Below are 15,635 nucleotides of genomic sequence, written 5' to 3' on the forward strand. Positions count from 1 at the left end.
AGGATTGATGCGCGCTTTGATGAGAATGACAAGCGCTTTGACAGGATTGATGCGCGCTTTGATGAGCATGAGAAGCGTTTTGACAGGATTGATGCACGCCTTGACAGGATGGATGCGCGTTTTGATGAGAATGAGAAGCGCTTTGACAGGATTGACGCACGCTTTGATGAGCATGAGAAGCGCTTTGACAGGATTGATGCGCGCTTTGATGAGAGTGACAAGCGCTTTGACAGGATAGAAGAGACCCTTGCCATCATTGTCAATCATTTGCAGAAGTAGAATATCATCGAAGAGCGAAGCCATTTGAGGCTCATGGCAATAGCATGGAAAGGAAGGCAGGCAGGCAGGCAGCTCTCACGTATGAGTAAACGTGAGAGCTGCAGTGAGAGATATGGTTAGCGGCTAAAAGTCGCATCAGCCGATGGGTGAGGTACAGAAGGCACCTGCTCTGCTAAAGCCTGTTTTTCTTTACGACTGGTAACAGTAATCTGAATCAGAGCAATAAACACACCGAGCATGCCGCCCAGTACTACACCCAAAGCAATGATGAGCTTTTTCTTAGGTTTGATGGGAGATACCGGAATGGTAGCAGGCTCATCTATAGCCACTGGCTGAAGGTCTTCAAGCTTGGTATTCAGCGTCTTCAAACTCTCAATTCTTAAAAATAACGGTGCTACGTTAGCCAGAAATGGTTTGTCTGCGTCGTCACTCTGCGGGCGACTGATAAATCTGTAGCGATCCAACTCACTTTTTTGCAACTTCAGGCTTTCAGACAGAATGTCAGTACCCATTAAAAACCATGCATCATGGCTGGAGCTGCCAAGGTTTTGGTTCTGTTCCGGTTTGATAATACCGCCGGCTCTGGCAACAGATAGCGCTTCTTCCAGTTGCAGGGATTTAAAGCGAGAACTTTCAATATACTGGGTTTCTGCTTGTTGAATACTTCTGTTTAGAGAGTTCGTTGTGTCGATACGTTCAGCTTCCAGACTCTCTGAGTATAAATTCAGAATTTTGCTGCGGACCAGCGGGAGTAACTGGTCGTTTATCAGTTCCGCAGTGAAGGCCTGATCTTGGGAGGTGAAGCGAATGGTCAGGAATTCGCCAGCATCTTTTTTAGGGTCGGACTGGTTGCTGCTCAAAGATTCTGAGAACTTTTGAAAGGCTGATGCCAGAACTTTTTTCTGGTCACCACCGGGGTTTGCCTGCAGGGCTTTTTCTGCCAGTCCGCTGTTGTGGAACACCTCACGTAACGTAGAGGGGGCTGTCAGATAACGATAGTAGGTATTGAATACCTGGGGTGGAGTTGCTGGATTATAACCTCCTCCCTCAATCTGCTGTTTTAGGCTGTTGAGGTGAGTTAGCCCTGCGTCTGAGGTCGGGTAAATCCGGGCTTCACTTTGCCAAGTAGGAGGAAGCAACAGCGCAACGGCAACAGAGATGACCGCAGCAAGGGCTGTTATTATGATAATAAGCAGTTTGCGAGCCCAAAGCCTTTCGGCGAGCTCAAACAGGTCGATCTCATCGTCCTGAAACGGCTGTGGTTGATAGACTGGTGTATTCATCGTTATACCCTTGAAGCTCTAACCCGGTGGCTTCAATCAAGAAAAAAGTGGGCGAATTCTATCGTTTTTTTTACACGACTTCATAAATTGTTGTATTTTCCCTGAGTAATTGTTCTGTATTGCTTTTTTACTCAGGTTCTTCTTGTGATTCCTTCCGCTGTAAAACTCCACAAATCCACCAAAACCTTTGAACTCAGCTATCCGTCTGCCGACGGCTCAGGTGAGCAAACCTTCTCCCTCCCCTGCGAATACCTCCGCGTCTACAGCCCCTCCGCAGAGGTGAAAGGTCATGGCGAAGGACAGGAAATCCTGCAGGTGGGGAAGATCCATGTAAATATTACGGATGTTCAGCCAGTGGGAAACTATGCCCTGAAACTCATTTTTGATGATGGGCATGATTCCGGTATTTACACATGGGAATACCTCAAAGAACTGTGTGATAACCAAGCGATCTGGTGGCAGGACTACCTTGACCGGCTGAATAAGGCCGGGGAAAGTCGAGATCCGGAAGTCACGGCTGTTCGCCTGATGGAGTAGTGCTGATCGTTTGAAAGTGGGTATTTGCCGACATGTTGCTAGTCCTGACGCTTATCGAGCGATAGAATGGTTTCCTTTGAAGATCATGTGGCCATAAAGAAGATGAGTGAATTTCAGGCTGGGGGTAAAACCCATTTCGGTTACAGGACGGTTGACTCTGGAGATAAAGAAAAGCTGGTAGCGGATGTATTCCACTCTGTTGCCGGGCGCTATGACCTGATGAATGACCTCACTTCTATGGGCATTCACCGTTTATGGAAGCGTTTTACTCTGGAAATGTGCGCCGTTCGCAAAGGGCATAAAGTGCTGGATATCGCCGGAGGAACCGGTGATCTGGCGTTTAAGTTCTCGGAAATTGTAGGGGCAGATGGTCAGGTCATTCTGGCGGATATTAACGACTCTATGCTTCATGTCGGGCGGGATAAGCTCACTGACCTGGGGGCTATAGGCAATATCGAGTACGTGCAGGCCAATGCTGAATGTCTGCCCTTTGCCGACAATACCTTCGATCTGATTACCATCTCCTTCGGGCTGCGCAATGTCACGGATAAAGACGCAGCCCTGCGCTCCATGCTGCGGGTACTTCGCCCCGGCGGTCGTCTTGTGATTCTGGAGTTCTCCAAGCCCCGCAGTGCCTTACTCGGCAAAGCCTATGATATGTATTCCTTCACTGCACTGCCCCTCATGGGCAAGCTGGTGACCAACGACTCTGACAGCTACCGCTATCTGGCGGAATCCATCCGCATGCATCCTGATCAGGATACTCTGGAAGGCATGATGAAAGAAGCCGGTTTTGCGAATACCAGTTACAACAATATGACTGGCGGCATCGTCGCTCTGCACAAAGGCATTAAGCCATGAGCCAGGAAGGCTCAATACTCGACTCCCTGCAAAACAGTATGCCCGGAGTGGCCGTACGAATGGCTCTGGAAAAAGCGGTTGCCAGTCTGATCGCCCATGATGCTGTGACAGCACGGAATTTGCGGGCTCTGGATGGGAAAATCCTGCAGGTTCAGGTATCTGCCCCCGCGCTTAACCTTTTTGTCCGTTTTGGGGAGAAACCCGCTCTGCTGGGGAGTTATGAGCAAGAGCCGGATTGTCTTGTGTCTGGCCCAGCTGTAAGCCTTGCCCGCCTTGCGCTGACGGATGACCCTATGGCATCTCTACAGCAAAATAATATGACTCTTTCAGGAGACAGCTCCCTGCTGGAAGCCGCATCGGTCATTGTTCGCGAGGCAGATATAGACTGGGAAGGGCTTCTTTCCCAATACACCGGCGGGGTTGTGGCTCACCTTGTGGGCTCTGTGTTTCGGCAGGGGCGAAACACGGTCAAAGACTCTTGTGATACTCTTCTTGCCAATTTGCCAGAAATTCTTCAGGAAGAATTGAGGTTACTGCCTCCTTCGGGACAAACCGAAGCTTTTCGGGAAGACCTGGACGAATTACATTTAGCTACAGATCGGCTGCAGGCCCGTGTCGAGCGCTTGAGCAGTCAGCCGATTGGGGGATATTAACTGGTGCAGCGTCTGCTTCGAATTTTTACCATTATCAGGGTTGTTGCCCGCTATCGTCTTGATAATCTGATCGATCGTGAATCCCTGCCCTGGTACGGGCGCCTGATTCTCTCTTTGCTGCCTTGGCGTTACATTAAGCATTCTGCGTCCCGTGGTGCCCGTCTCCGTATGGCACTGACTGATTTGGGGCCAATCTTTGTGAAGTTTGGCCAGATTCTTTCTACCCGCCGAGATCTTCTGCCCGGTGATGTGGGGGACGAACTGGCACAGCTTCAGGATCGGGTGCCTGCGTTTTCCAGTGATGTGGCAGTAAGCATTATTGAAAAAAGTCTTGGAGAGTCAGTGGACAATCTCTTCCAGTCTTTTGAGCGTGAACCCATGGCCTCAGCCTCCATTGCTCAGGTTCATGGGGCCGTGCTTCATAATCCTGATAACCCCAGGGGCGATGATGTGGTAGTAAAGGTCATTCGCCCCGGTATTGCCAAAACCATTCGTAAGGATATTTCCCTGCTCTTTATGTTGGCCCGTATAGTGCGCTTAACCTCTGACGGTAAGCGGTTGCGGCCGGTAGAAGTGGTGGCGGACTATGAAAGCACCATTTTCGATGAATTAAATCTCCAGCGGGAAGCAGCCAACGCCTCTCAGCTGCGCCGTAACTTTCTTGAATCTCACCTGCTTTATGTGCCTCGGGTGTACTGGGAATTCTCCCGCCCCAAGGTGATGGTGATGGAGCGGATTTACGGTATCCCTGTAACAGATATGGATGCCCTGAAAGAGCAGGGTACTAATATGAAGCTGCTGGCGGAACGAGGGGTGGAAACTTTCTTCACACAGGTGTTTCGGGATAGTTTCTTTCATGCAGATATGCACCCGGGCAATATTTTTATTTCCCGCAGCGATCCCCGTGATCCGCAATATATTGGTATCGACTGCGGCATTGTAGGGTCGCTGGCACCAGAAGATCAAAGCTATCTGGCCCGTAACCTGCTGGCTTTCTTCCGCAGGGATTACCGGATGGTGGCACAGCTCCATATCGATTCAGGCTGGGTGCCTGCCGACACACGGGTGAACGAACTGGAAGCGGGTATCCGCACAGTGTGTGAGCCGATTTTTGAAAAACCTCTGGCGGAAATCTCGTTTGGCATGGTGCTGCTGAACCTGTTCCAGGTGGCTCGTCGTTTCAATATGGAAGTGCAACCCCAGCTGGTGCTGCTGCAGAAAACCCTTCTGAATATTGAGGGGCTGGGGCGGCAGCTCTATCCTCAGCTGGATTTGTGGGCCACCGCGCAACCGTTTCTGGAAAAGTGGATGCATGAACGTGTGGCACCACAAAGTGTCATAAAAAGATTGCACAATACAATGCCAGAGATGATTGAGCAGGCACCTATGCTGGCTCATCAGCTGTTTGAGGATGTGCAGGCGCTCCGTAGAAGTAAAACCGGGCCATGCAGTGTATCTAAGCCAGCTAAAGGCAAAGATCTGCGCTGGCTTGGCGTATTGGTACTGGGGGGAGCCCTGGTAATGGTTGAACAAGCCTCGGCAGTAGCTGACTGGAATATTCTTCTGCTGGGCGGTGTGGGTGGTTACCTGCTGAGTCAATCTGGCACGAGGAAACGCTCAGATAGCGATTAGGAGGGGGAATGGCTGAGGCGATTGTGGGAAAAACATGGCTGGATCAAGTGGCCTGGAATGCTGACAGGTTAGTGCCTGCCATCGCTCAGGATGCGACATCTGGCACAGTACTGATGATGGCCTGGATGAACCGTGAGGCCCTTGAGGCCACCATGCGCGATGGGCATGCCATATACTGGTCCCGCTCCCGTGGGAAGCTGTGGCGTAAGGGAGAAAGCTCTGGTCATACTCAGGAAGTGGTGGATATCCGCCTCGACTGTGACGGGGATACGATCTTGTTAAAGGTTCATCAGCGCGGAGGTGTCGCTTGCCATACAGGGCGTGAGAGCTGTTTTTATCTTGGCCTGCAGGCGGGAGAAGAACCGCGCTGGCACAGTGTAGAACCTGTGAAGAAAAGCCCTGATGAAATCTATCAATAATTGGTAAAGATACTCTCTGCACTGGACTGATAATGAGCGATATACTTGAGCAACTGGCACAGGTGCTGGAACAGCGCAAAGGCGATGAGTCTGGGCACTCCTATGTGGCGTCTTTGTATGAAAAGGGTCTGAATAAGATTCTGGAAAAGGTCGGCGAAGAGTCCACGGAAACTGTGCTGGCCGCAAAGGATGCCGAGCACACTGGAAATGTGGATGATCTGGTGCATGAAACCGCTGACCTCTGGTTCCACTCCCTGGTTATGCTGGCTCATCTGGGCACAGGCCCGGATGCGGTTTTGAAAGAGCTGGGGCGGCGTTTTGGCCTCTCTGGCCTTGAGGAAAAGGCAGCACGTTCTGCTGATTCCAACGAACACAGGGATTAACAGGACAGAAATCATGACTGACTGTATCTTCTGCAAAATTGTGCAGGGAGAGATTCCGGCAGATGTCGTCTATGAAGACGAGCACTGTCTGGCATTTCGGGATATTCAGCCCAAGGCTCCTATCCACCTGCTGGTGATTCCCCGCAAACATGTGGTGAATCTGGATGACTTGAAGGATTCCGACCGTGATCTGATCAGCCATATGATGCTGACTATTCCCAGGATCGCCCGTCAGCAAGGGCTGACTGAAGGCTATCGCACGGTGACAAATAATGGCAAAGGTGGTGGTCAGGAAGTTTTCCACCTGCATTTCCACATTCTTGGTGGTGGCAAACTTCACGCTTTGTAAAGTGTGCTCCGTCAGAGCGTTTTAACATGTGGCTGCAGCATAACAATGTGAACGTTGCAGCCTTCATATACTGGGTTTTAAAGAGGTTTATTATGGGTATCAGTATTCCGCAGCTTTTGATTGTTTTGGCTATTCTGATTCTTTTGTTTGGCACCAAGCGTCTGCGTAACATTGGTGGCGATCTGGGCAGTGCAGTGAAAGGCTTCCGCAAGGCCATAGACAATGGCGAGCAGGACGAAGCCAAGAAAGAAGAGCCAAAAAAGATTGAAGGTGAAGATGCGCAGTTCTCTCAGACATCTGAGAAAGTTTCCCAGAAAGACAAACAATAACGGATACCTGCCGTCGTGTTCGATATTGGATTTTTAGAGCTCGTTATTATTGCCGTTATCGCACTGGTGGTATTGGGCCCGGAGCGTCTGCCTGTCGCCATCAAGACCACTGCAATATGGGTGAGCCGTATCAAACGCAGTTTTCAAGGGATTCGTGACGAGATTGAGCGTGAACTGAGAGTGGATGACATCCGCAGGGAAGTCCATAACGCCAGTGTTATGGATGAGCTGAAGAAAACTCGGGAAGAGCTGGAAAAGGGTGTAAGCAGTGTTAAGGAAACATTGAGCAACCCCCTGGAAGGGCTGTCCAAAAGTGCTTCGGCCGATAGTGAGAAATCATCGATTGACAACGCCGGCTCCGACAAGCCCTCTTCTTGAAATGCGCCCTGAATAGATTGATTCATGAGTACTAACGATAAAAACGGCCAGGCCACAGATTCAGAACAACCGCTGGTTCAGCATTTGCTGGAGCTGCGCAATCGCATTTTGAAGTCGGTTGTGGTTGTTCTGGTGATCTTTCTTGGCCTGTTCTACTTTGCTAACGATATTTACGCCTTCGTTTCCCAGCCTCTGCGAGTCTACTTGCCGGAAGGGGCCAGCATGATTGCAACAGAGGTGGCTTCGCCGTTTCTGACACCCTTTAAGCTGACTTTGGTCGTAGCTGTTTTCCTTGGTATCCCCTTTGTGCTTCACCAGATCTGGGCGTTTATTTCCCCAGGTTTGTATCAGCACGAAAAACGCCTCGCAGTCCCTTTGCTGGTTTTCAGTGTGTTGCTGTTCTACAGTGGTGCCGCTTTCGCCTACTACGTTGTTTTTCCTCTGGTATTTGGCTTCTTTACCAGCGTTGGCCCGGAAGGGGTGACGATTATGACGGACATCAACCACTATCTGGATTTCGTGCTGAAGATGTTCTTCGCCTTTGGTGTGGCCTTTGAAATCCCTGTAGCCACTGTACTGCTGGTGGCTTCTGGCCTGACCACAGTTGATGATCTGAAAAAGAAACGCCCTTATGTCGTTGTTGGCTGCTTTGTCATAGGTATGCTGCTGACACCACCGGATGTGATCTCTCAGTCTTTGCTGGCACTGCCTATGTGGATGTTGTTTGAGTGCGGCATTATCTTCTCTCGCTTTGCACGGAACTCTTCTGCCAAACGGAAAGCGGAAAAGGAAAAGGAGCAGTCTTCAAGGTAAGCTTTGAAGCGGGCACTTTGGGCTCACGGCTGTTATGAATCTACTTTTACTTGAACCTGAAGATATTGTTGATGCAGGCCGTGCGATTGTACGGGGCCGCAGGCTTACTCATGTGCAGGATGTGCACAAGGCTGAAGTCGGTGACACGCTTCGTGTCGGTAACCTGAACGGATTGCTGGGGGAGGCACGAATTATACGTCTGGAAAAAGACGAGCTGGAACTGGGGTACGAAGTGTCTCAGGAGCCTCCAGCCGCTTTGCCTGTCACTGTACTGCTCGCGCTGCCACGGCCCAAAATGTTGAAGCGTACATTTCAGACACTGGCGACGATGGGCGTAAAACGCATCGTGCTGATGAATACCTTTCGTGTAGAAAAAAGCTTCTGGCAAAGCCCATGGCTGAAACCTGAGGCTATTCGCGAGCAGTTGGTTCTTGGGTTGGAGCAGGGCAGGGATACGGTTCTGCCAGAAGTTATTCTGGAAAAACGATTTAAACCCTTTGTGGAAGACCGTCTGCCTGCGATGTCAGAGGATATGCGGAAACTGGTTGCACATCCTGTGGGGGACGGGGAATGCCCTCGCGCGATCAATGAGCCAACAGTTTTAGCCATTGGGCCTGAGGGCGGGTTTATTCCCTATGAAATTGAGCGCCTGGTTGAATACGGCTTTGAGTGTGTGCACCTTGGGCCGCGTATCTTACGGGTAGAAACCGCCGTTCCTGCCCTTCTCAGTCGCTTGTTCGGTTGAACGCAGCCGGCTTTGGGGGCAGGAGCTGACTAACTCATATCCTGTGGATCAATATCGATAGACCATCGCAGCTTACGCGTGAACGGGTCCTGCTCCATCACCGGCAATAAGCGATAAAGAAGGTTATGCAACGGTTTGCGATTAGGTGCCTGTAAATGCAGCTGCCAGCGCATCCGGCCCTGACGCCTTTCCATGGGGGCAGGCATTGGTCCCATCACCATCACACCTTCCGGCCCCCCCAGATTCTCCGCCTCAATAAGCTCTCGAGCGACTATCGCTGTATTGTTGAGAAACTCCTCAACCGGCTGAGGGTTGGTGGCTTCTGAGGTAATCAGCGCAATATGGCTAAATGGCGGCAAGCCAATTGATCGGCGCTGGTTGAGAATGTCCTGAGAAAACGCATCGTAACCGTGATGAATCAAAGACTGTAACTGAGGGTTGTCAGGGTTGCCGGTTTGAATCAGCACCTGGCCCGGCTTTTCGGCTCGCCCGGCACGGCCAGCTACCTGTAAAATCAGCTGACCTGTTTTTTCGGCACCACGAAAATCGGCACTGAAAAACCCAGTATCTGCATTCACAATCACCACCAGAGTCACTGCGGGAAAATGATGGCCTTTCGCCAGCATCTGTGTGCCTACCAGAATGGCGGGGTTGCCTTGGTGAATTTTGTTAATGGTTTCCTGAAAAGAGTGCTTTTTGCGCATGCTGTCACGGTCTATGCGCAGCACATCCACTCGTCCTTTTCGCTTATTTTCTCGTGGTGCAAAAAGCTGTTCCAGAATCTCTTCCGTGCGCTCTGTTCCCTGACCCACCGGGCTGAGTTCACGACTCTGACAATTGGGGCACTGGTCAGGAATACCCTGATGGTAATCGCAGTGGTGACAATGGAGATGTAGCGGTGTTTTGTGCAATGTCAGGTGAGCATCGCAATTGGGGCAATCAATCAGGTAGCCGCAGTTATCACAGGTGAGTGTTGGGGCGTAGCCCCGACGATTCAGGAACACCAGCACCTGTTGCCCTTGTTTCAAGGTTTCTTTGACTGCTGAAAGGGTGGCCGGTGCCAGACCGCCTGTCATCTGCTGGTTGCGGGTATCAATCAGCTCCAGAACAGGGGGGCGGGCATTACCAGCTCGCTGACGCAGCTGCAGGTAGCGGAACCTGTGGGTCTGACTGTTGTGCAGGGTTTCCAGACTGGGAGTGGCCGTGCCTAAAACAACGGGGATACTCTCCAGTCGTCCACGGTAAAGCGCCAGGTCACGGGATGAGTAACGTACACCGTCTTGCTGTTTATAAGAGAGGTCGTGCTCCTCATCCACAATAATAATGCCCGGATGCAGGAGGGGTGTGAAAATGCCGGAGCGGGTGGCGATCACGATGCCTGCCTCGCCCCGTCGAGCGGACAGCCAGCCATTCAGGCGTTCCCTGTCGGTCAGGCCGGAGTGGAGAACCACGACCGGTACGTTAAAGCGATCCCGGAAGCGAGCCAGAGTCTGGGGCGTAAGGCCAATCTCCGGTACCAGAACCAGCGCTTGCTGTTTTTTGGCAAGAGTGTGGGCGATGGCCTGAAGGTAAACCTCCGTCTTGCCGCTGCCCGTCACACCGTGGAGCAGGGTGGCGCTGAACTGCTCCCCTTCGCAGGTAATGGACTCCAGCGCCCGTGCCTGCTCCTCGTTCAGTACGTAGGGAGAGGATTTCAGCAGCGGCTCATGCTCATAAAAGAGCTGGAACTCCGGAGCTTTCTCGATGGGCTCGATCAAACCGCGATTTTCCAGATTTTTAAGCAGAGGGCGCTCAAAGCCCATGCTTTTCAGGGCTTCGATGGAAATACCGTCTCCATGCTGCTTAATTAGACTCCAGGCTTCCTGCTGGCGGGGGGCTCTGGCTCTCAGGAGGGCCTGCTCGGCCTGAGTGTCCAGATTGGCGGCCGGTTGCCAGAATTGATGTACCTCGCGAGCCAGGTCATAGCCTTGACGAAGCAGAGCAGGCAGCGCCTGGCTGAAGGTGTCCCCGGCCGGCGAATGGTAATAATCTGCCGCCCAGAGCGTCAGCTTTATCAGGGAAGGAGGCAGAATCGGGGACTCATCCAGCAGAGCATGGGCCGGACGAAGCTTGTTTTCGGGAACCTCTGACTCAGTTTCCAGACTAATCAGTATGCCGACCAGCTCCCGTGAGCCAAAGGGTACCCGTACACGAATGCCGGGAGTGAGTGTTCCGGATTGCAGGGAACGCGGAGGTAGGTAGTCAAATAATCGGCGCAGATTAACAGGAAGCGCGATACGTAGAATTCCAGTCACAGTCGCGGGCATGGATGCAGGGTGCTGAGGAAAAATCCTAGCTTATCAGAAGCCCCCACTCTGTGTCTGGTGAGAAATGCGATTTACCCGCTTTGCTCGGGGTTGCGTGTCTGCTAATATTCGCGATCTTCTGTCAGAGGCCTGTACCTCTGACGTGTAGGTATGCGGTGCCAGATGCCGGTGGGTCTGATTCAGACCAGGTGCTGGTGGCGGCGTACAGTATAAGCTAGAGGCTGAGCCATGAAACAGGATATCCATCCTAAGTACGAAGAAATCACTGCTACCTGCAGCTGCGGTAACGTGATCAAGGTTAAATCCACCCTGTGCAAAGATATCGGTCTTGACGTATGTGCCAAGTGCCATCCGTTCTACACCGGTACTCAAAAGGTTATGGATACCGGCGGTCGTATCGAGCGCTTCAACAAGCGTTTCGGCGCGCTCAGCTCCAAGCGCTGAGAAAAATAAGAGAGGCACCCACCGGGGTGCCTCTTTTGGTTTAGAACTTTTGAGATATCACTTTGATGACTGACATCAAAGTTAGGTGAGTGAATTTGTTGTAAGCCTGGCGCTTTTCGTCCAGGTCACTGCTTTCTTTGCCGGTTCCGCTTTTCAAATCTTTCCGACCAACACTTGTTTTTCAGACTGAATACCTTTAATTAAGTGGTAAAATAGTCGTTATAACTGTTTATTGTACTATCGTTGGCCGTCGTCTGTTGAGCGTGCTCATCCTTTCCGATATTCTCATGCCTTCCCGGCAGGCAATAAAAAAAACTGGAAGAATTAAAATGGCTGAGGATATGAAGCAAGCTGCTCTTGACTATCACGCGAATCCACGCCCAGGAAAAATCAGCGTTGAGCTGACCAAGCCTGCGGTCACTTCCCGTGACCTTTCTCTGGCATACAGTCCTGGTGTTGCCGAGCCTGTTCGTGAAATCGCCCGCGATGCGGAGCTGGCCTACAAATATACGGCAAAGGGCAATCTTGTTGCTGTTATCAGTAACGGCTCTGCGATTCTTGGTCTGGGTAACCTTGGCCCTCTGGCCAGTAAGCCGGTTATGGAAGGTAAGTCCCTTCTGTTCAAACGTTTTGCAGGTGTCGATTCTATCGATCTGGAAGTAGAATCTGAAAGCCCACAGGCGTTTATTGATACTGTGAAACGTATCGCTGTCACTTTCGGTGGTATCAACCTGGAAGACATCAAAGCACCTGAATGTTTTGAAATTGAACGCACTCTGATTGACCTGTGTGATATCCCGGTATTTCACGACGACCAGCACGGTACTGCAATTGTAACCGTAGCGGGTATGCTGAACGCGTTGGAACTGGCAGGTAAAACAGTAGAAGACGCACGCATGGTATGTCTGGGTGCTGGCGCTGCTGCTATCTCCTGCACCAAGCTGCTGATCAGCTGCGGTATGAAGCCAGAAAACATCCTTATGCTGGATAGCAAAGGTGTGATTCACTCCGGCCGTACCGACCTGAACCAGTACAAGGCGGCATTCGCAGTAGACACCGAGTGTCGTACGCTGGACGATGCTATTGAAAACGCAGACGTGTTCCTTGGCTTGTCTGGCCCGAACCTGCTGTCTCCAGAGCAGCTTGGGCGTATGGCTGAGAGTCCTGTAGTATTTGCCTGCTCTAACCCTGATCCAGAAATCAGCCCTGAGAAAGCCGCTGAAGCACGCCCTGATGTTATCATGGCGACTGGTCGTTCCGATTACTCTAACCAGGTCAACAACGTACTTGGCTTCCCATTCATCTTCCGTGGTGCACTGGACGTTCGCGCCAGCAAGATCAACGAAGAGATGAAGGTTGCAGCGGCTTACGCTCTGAAAGATCTGGCTAAAGAACCTGTACCTCAGGACGTTCTGGATGCTTACGGTCTGGACTCTCTGGAGTTTGGCCGCGACTACATCATTCCAAAGCCAATGGATGCTCGCCTGCTGGGCGCTGTATCCGCTGCTGTTGCTAAAGCGGCTGTGGATAGCGGTGTAGCCCGTGCTGAGTATCCAGCGCACTACCCGCTGAAATCTGTAGACGACATTGTTTACTGATTTTTGATTGCTCTGCGCAATAAAAACGTTAAGTCATAAAAAACCTGCCGTCTGGCAGGTTTTTTATTGGATGCTTTAAAAACCCCGGTTAGAAAATATCACCAGGATTGAAGCTTTCTTCGTCAGTCGTTTTGCCTTCCTGTTTGATTGGTGCAGCTTTGGGGGCATTCTCTTTGCGGAAAATTTCAAAGATTGCATCTTTCTCACCCGGGCCGGCAGGCTTGCCAGTTGTGGGGTTGATCTTGATAGTCACCATCCCCTTTGGTTGGGACAAATTGGTTTCCGGAATATCCTCCAGAGCGACTTTCATAAAGTCGATCCAGATGGGCAGAGCAGCATTCGCGCCATACTCCCAGCGACCCAGCGTCTTCGGCTGGTCAAAGCCCATCCATACGGTAGTTTGCAGCTCAGGGTTGAAACCAGAGAACCATACGTCACGCTGGTCGTTGGTGGTGCCGGTTTTTCCTGCCAGATCAGAGCGCTTCAACACCTTGGCACGACGACCAGTGCCGGATTGAATGACATCCTTCATCATGTCGTACATGATGAAGTTCACCCGTTCATCCATCACACGGGGGGCAAGCTTGGGTGGCTTAACAGGTGTTACCTGATCCAGAGGTGCCTCCTCAAACAAGGCGTCATCTACACCTAGAATTGCACTATCGGGAACAGCAAAAGTTTGAGCCTCTTTCTGCTCTTTTTGCTTCTCTTCGCAGCCGCGACAGGCAATCACTGGATCCGCTTTCATTACTGTTGTGTCCAGACGATCAATACGCTGGATGATGTAAGGTTCAACTTTAAAGCCACCATTGGCCAATACTGTGTAAGCGGTTGCTAACTCCATAGGCGACAGTGCAGCACTGCCCAGAGACAGAGATAAGTTCTGGGGTAACTTGGCTCTTGGCAAGCCCAGTTGCTCCATATGGTTCAGGGAGTAGTTCACTCCTGTTCTCTGGAGTAACCGGATAGAAACCAGGTTACGGGAGCGATACAGCCCCTTACGAATACGGGTCGGGCCGTAGAACTTCTGGTTGTCGTTCTGGGGGCGCCAGTGACTTTCCAGTTTGTCGTCGTTAAATACAACGGGTGCATCGTTTATCAGCGTTGCAGCAGTTGCTCCCTTATTGATGGCTGCAGAATAAACGAAAGGCTTAAAGGCAGAACCAACCTGACGGTTTGCCTGGGTGACTCGGTTGTATTTGCTGTCGTAAAAGTTGAAACCACCGACGATGGAGGTGATGGCACCATCTTCCGGGCGCAGGGAAACAAGAGCCGCCTGGGCTTCCGGAATTTCACTCAAGCGCCAGAAACCATTGTTGTCCCGTACGCGAATCAAATCCCCTGTTGTTACGACGTCCTGTGGGACTTTGGGAGCATTCCCCTGACGGTTCACATTAATGTAAGGCTTGGCCCAGGACATCTCCTTCCAGTTCAGTACACCTGTGGAACCATCCCGAAACAGAAGGTTGGCAAATTCATCATTCACATCGGTGACAACAGCTGGAATAAGCTGGCCTATACGGCTGGTATCTTTCAGTGTGGGAAGCCAGCTGTCTGGGTTCTCCAGTTGCAGTTCAGGGCCACGGTAGCCGTGACGTTCGTCGTAAGCCTGCAGACCTTTGTCGATAGCGGTATTGGCAGCGCGCTGTTGTTTGGCGTTGATGGTGGTGTACACCTCATAGCCGTCGGTGTAAGCATTAGGGCCAAATTTTTCCACCACTTGCATACGTACCATTTCAGCTACGTAGGGCGCTTCGAGATCAATAGGCAGGCCGTGGTAAGTTGCAGTTACAGGTTCATTCAGGGCATTTTCCTGCTGGGAGGCAGTAATCAAGCCAAGGGTTCCCATACGCTTGATAATCCAGTTTCTGCGCAACAATGCACGTTTAGGGTTAGCGATAGGGTTATAGCGAGATGGCGCTTTCGGCAGGCCGGCAATCATAGCCATCTGGGCAATATCCAGCTCATTCACAGATTTGCCGTAGTAAACCTGTGCAGCGGCTTCGACGCCATAGGCGCGGTTACCGAGATAGATCTTGTTGAGATACAGTTCGATGATCTCGTTCTTACTGAGTTTTCTCTCAATTTCCAGAGCCAGCAGGATTTCATTGAATTTACGGGAGAACACCCGCTCATGGCTCAGGAAGAAGTTCTTGGCCACCTGCATGGTAATGGTGCTGCCGCCAGACTGAATGCGGCCAGTGGACACCAGCTGGACGGTGGCGCGGGCAAGACCAGCGATATCAACGCCATTATGGGAGTAAAAGCGATCATCTTCCGCCGCGAGAAAGGCATTAATAAGTGTTTGTGATACTTCCTCAATATTGACAGGAGAGCGACGCTTTTCACCAAACTCTGCAATCAGGCTGTCGTCAGCTGCATAAATACGCAGAGGTGTTTGTAACCGAACATCACGCAGGGCATCAACAGAAGGAAGACCCGGACTCAGGTAAAGATAGGCACTGCTGAAAATGAGTGCTGCTCCACAAAACGCAGCGAAACCTGCCCACAGGCCGAATCGAACCAATCTGACAACTTTATTCATAAGTTTTGTAATAAATGAACCGGTTTGGCTGGTCTGTACGCCCATGCCATGTCTTTGAATAGGCCATTATAAGCAAGAGTT

16 protein-coding genes and 1 pseudogene are annotated in these 15,635 nt (G+C 51.3%); 14 read left to right on the plus strand and 3 right to left on the minus strand.

What is annotated here, in order from left to right; translation table 11 throughout:
- Nucleotides 1-279, plus strand: a pseudogene (locus E1189_RS21220) (hypothetical protein); the annotation flags it as partial.
- Nucleotides 280-395: 116 nt separating this feature from the next.
- Here E1189_RS21220 and E1189_RS21225 read toward each other — a convergent pair.
- Complete coding sequence (locus E1189_RS21225; protein ID WP_155163171.1) at nt 396-1,562, minus strand: LPS O-antigen chain length determinant protein WzzB; 1,167 nt, start codon at nt 1,560-1,562, stop codon at nt 396-398.
- Between the two features lie 144 nt (nt 1,563-1,706).
- Between E1189_RS21225 and E1189_RS21230 the strand changes: the two genes are divergently transcribed.
- The 11 genes from E1189_RS21230 (at nt 1,707) to E1189_RS21280 (ending at nt 8,661) form a co-directional block, all read left to right on the plus strand.
- Nucleotides 1,707-2,099: a gamma-butyrobetaine hydroxylase family protein gene (locus tag E1189_RS21230; RefSeq protein ID WP_329602158.1), complete on the plus strand. Its 393-nt coding sequence runs from the start codon at nt 1,707-1,709 to the stop codon at nt 2,097-2,099.
- 102 nt (nt 2,100-2,201) lie between these two features.
- Complete coding sequence (gene ubiE / locus E1189_RS21235) at nt 2,202-2,960, plus strand: bifunctional demethylmenaquinone methyltransferase/2-methoxy-6-polyprenyl-1,4-benzoquinol methylase UbiE (protein WP_155163173.1); 759 nt, start codon at nt 2,202-2,204, stop codon at nt 2,958-2,960.
- Nucleotides 2,957-3,613, plus strand: coding sequence for a ubiquinone biosynthesis accessory factor UbiJ (locus E1189_RS21240; RefSeq protein ID WP_155163174.1), 657 nt, complete (start codon nt 2,957-2,959; stop codon nt 3,611-3,613). The genes ubiE and E1189_RS21240 overlap by 4 nt, the downstream gene beginning before the upstream one ends.
- Before the next feature lie 3 nt (nt 3,614-3,616).
- Nucleotides 3,617-5,245 (plus strand): ubiquinone biosynthesis regulatory protein kinase UbiB, encoded by a 1,629-nt coding sequence (ubiB, locus tag E1189_RS21245; protein WP_329602159.1) that lies wholly within the window; start codon nt 3,617-3,619, stop codon nt 5,243-5,245.
- 8 nt (nt 5,246-5,253) lie between these two features.
- A complete protein-coding gene (gene hisI / locus E1189_RS21250) occupies nt 5,254-5,664 on the plus strand; it encodes a phosphoribosyl-AMP cyclohydrolase (protein WP_155163176.1) in 411 nt (136 codons plus the stop codon).
- Nucleotides 5,665-5,696: 32 nt separating this feature from the next.
- On the plus strand, nt 5,697-6,047 hold the full coding sequence (locus E1189_RS21255; protein ID WP_155163177.1) for a phosphoribosyl-ATP diphosphatase: 351 nt from the start codon (nt 5,697-5,699) through the stop codon (nt 6,045-6,047).
- A gap of 13 nt (nt 6,048-6,060) precedes the next feature.
- The gene (locus tag E1189_RS21260) at nt 6,061-6,396 is read left to right on the plus strand and encodes a histidine triad nucleotide-binding protein (RefSeq protein ID WP_155163178.1); all 336 of its coding nucleotides are present in this window, start codon (nt 6,061-6,063) and stop codon (nt 6,394-6,396) included.
- Nucleotides 6,397-6,488: 92 nt separating this feature from the next.
- On the plus strand, nt 6,489-6,725 hold the full coding sequence (gene tatA, locus E1189_RS21265; RefSeq protein ID WP_155163179.1) for a twin-arginine translocase TatA/TatE family subunit: 237 nt from the start codon (nt 6,489-6,491) through the stop codon (nt 6,723-6,725).
- A 15-nt stretch (nt 6,726-6,740) separates the two neighbouring features.
- Nucleotides 6,741-7,103, plus strand: a complete 363-nt coding sequence (tatB, locus tag E1189_RS21270; RefSeq protein WP_155163180.1) for a Sec-independent protein translocase protein TatB — start codon at nt 6,741-6,743, stop codon at nt 7,101-7,103.
- A gap of 24 nt (nt 7,104-7,127) precedes the next feature.
- Nucleotides 7,128-7,916, plus strand: a complete 789-nt coding sequence (gene tatC, locus E1189_RS21275; protein ID WP_155163181.1) for a twin-arginine translocase subunit TatC — start codon at nt 7,128-7,130, stop codon at nt 7,914-7,916.
- A 34-nt stretch (nt 7,917-7,950) separates the two neighbouring features.
- Nucleotides 7,951-8,661 carry a 16S rRNA (uracil(1498)-N(3))-methyltransferase gene (locus tag E1189_RS21280; protein ID WP_155163182.1) on the plus strand — a complete coding sequence of 237 codons (711 nt, stop codon included), beginning with the start codon at nt 7,951-7,953 and terminating at the stop codon, nt 8,659-8,661.
- A gap of 29 nt (nt 8,662-8,690) precedes the next feature.
- Here E1189_RS21280 and E1189_RS21285 read toward each other — a convergent pair whose 3' ends face one another.
- Nucleotides 8,691-10,955 (minus strand): primosomal protein N', encoded by a 2,265-nt coding sequence (locus E1189_RS21285; RefSeq protein WP_329602160.1) that lies wholly within the window; start codon nt 10,953-10,955, stop codon nt 8,691-8,693.
- Nucleotides 10,956-11,195: 240 nt separating this feature from the next.
- On the opposite strand from E1189_RS21285, the gene rpmE reads away from it, so the two are divergent.
- Both rpmE and E1189_RS21295 read left to right on the plus strand, forming a co-directional pair.
- The gene (gene rpmE / locus E1189_RS21290; protein ID WP_155163184.1) at nt 11,196-11,411 is read left to right on the plus strand and encodes a 50S ribosomal protein L31; all 216 of its coding nucleotides are present in this window, start codon (nt 11,196-11,198) and stop codon (nt 11,409-11,411) included.
- Between the two features lie 329 nt (nt 11,412-11,740).
- Nucleotides 11,741-13,009, plus strand: a complete 1,269-nt coding sequence (locus E1189_RS21295; RefSeq protein WP_155163185.1) for a malic enzyme-like NAD(P)-binding protein — start codon at nt 11,741-11,743, stop codon at nt 13,007-13,009.
- Between the two features lie 88 nt (nt 13,010-13,097).
- Here the strand turns inward: E1189_RS21295 and E1189_RS21300 are convergent, their stop codons facing one another.
- Nucleotides 13,098-15,599, minus strand: a complete 2,502-nt coding sequence (locus tag E1189_RS21300; protein ID WP_230460577.1) for a penicillin-binding protein 1A — start codon at nt 15,597-15,599, stop codon at nt 13,098-13,100.
- Nucleotides 15,600-15,635 lie beyond the last annotated feature (36 nt).

Origin of the sequence: Parendozoicomonas verongulae, assembly GCF_009711465.1 — a bacterium.
Lineage (GTDB): Bacteria > Pseudomonadota > Gammaproteobacteria > Pseudomonadales > Endozoicomonadaceae > Sansalvadorimonas > Sansalvadorimonas verongulae.

Excerpts from the sequence above, each read along its gene's own strand:
- E1189_RS21280 (WP_155163182.1), top strand. The coding sequence starts at position 7,951 with ATGAATCTACTTTTACTTGAACCTGAAGATATTGTTGATGCAGGCCGT.
- E1189_RS21260 (WP_155163178.1), top strand. The coding sequence starts at position 6,061 with ATGACTGACTGTATCTTCTGCAAAATTGTGCAGGGAGAGATTCCGGCA.
- E1189_RS21240 (WP_155163174.1), top strand. The coding sequence starts at position 2,957 with ATGAGCCAGGAAGGCTCAATACTCGACTCCCTGCAAAACAGTATGCCC.
- E1189_RS21255 (WP_155163177.1), top strand. The coding sequence starts at position 5,697 with ATGAGCGATATACTTGAGCAACTGGCACAGGTGCTGGAACAGCGCAAA.
- tatA (WP_155163179.1), top strand. The coding sequence starts at position 6,489 with ATGGGTATCAGTATTCCGCAGCTTTTGATTGTTTTGGCTATTCTGATT.
- E1189_RS21300 (WP_230460577.1), bottom strand. The coding sequence starts at position 15,599 with ATGGGCGTACAGACCAGCCAAACCGGTTCATTTATTACAAAACTTATG.
- hisI (WP_155163176.1), top strand. The coding sequence starts at position 5,254 with ATGGCTGAGGCGATTGTGGGAAAAACATGGCTGGATCAAGTGGCCTGG.
- ubiE (WP_155163173.1), top strand. The coding sequence starts at position 2,202 with ATGAGTGAATTTCAGGCTGGGGGTAAAACCCATTTCGGTTACAGGACG.
- rpmE (WP_155163184.1), top strand. The coding sequence starts at position 11,196 with ATGAAACAGGATATCCATCCTAAGTACGAAGAAATCACTGCTACCTGC.
- E1189_RS21225 (WP_155163171.1), bottom strand. The coding sequence starts at position 1,562 with ATGAATACACCAGTCTATCAACCACAGCCGTTTCAGGACGATGAGATC.
- E1189_RS21295 (WP_155163185.1), top strand. The coding sequence starts at position 11,741 with ATGGCTGAGGATATGAAGCAAGCTGCTCTTGACTATCACGCGAATCCA.
- tatC (WP_155163181.1), top strand. The coding sequence starts at position 7,128 with ATGAGTACTAACGATAAAAACGGCCAGGCCACAGATTCAGAACAACCG.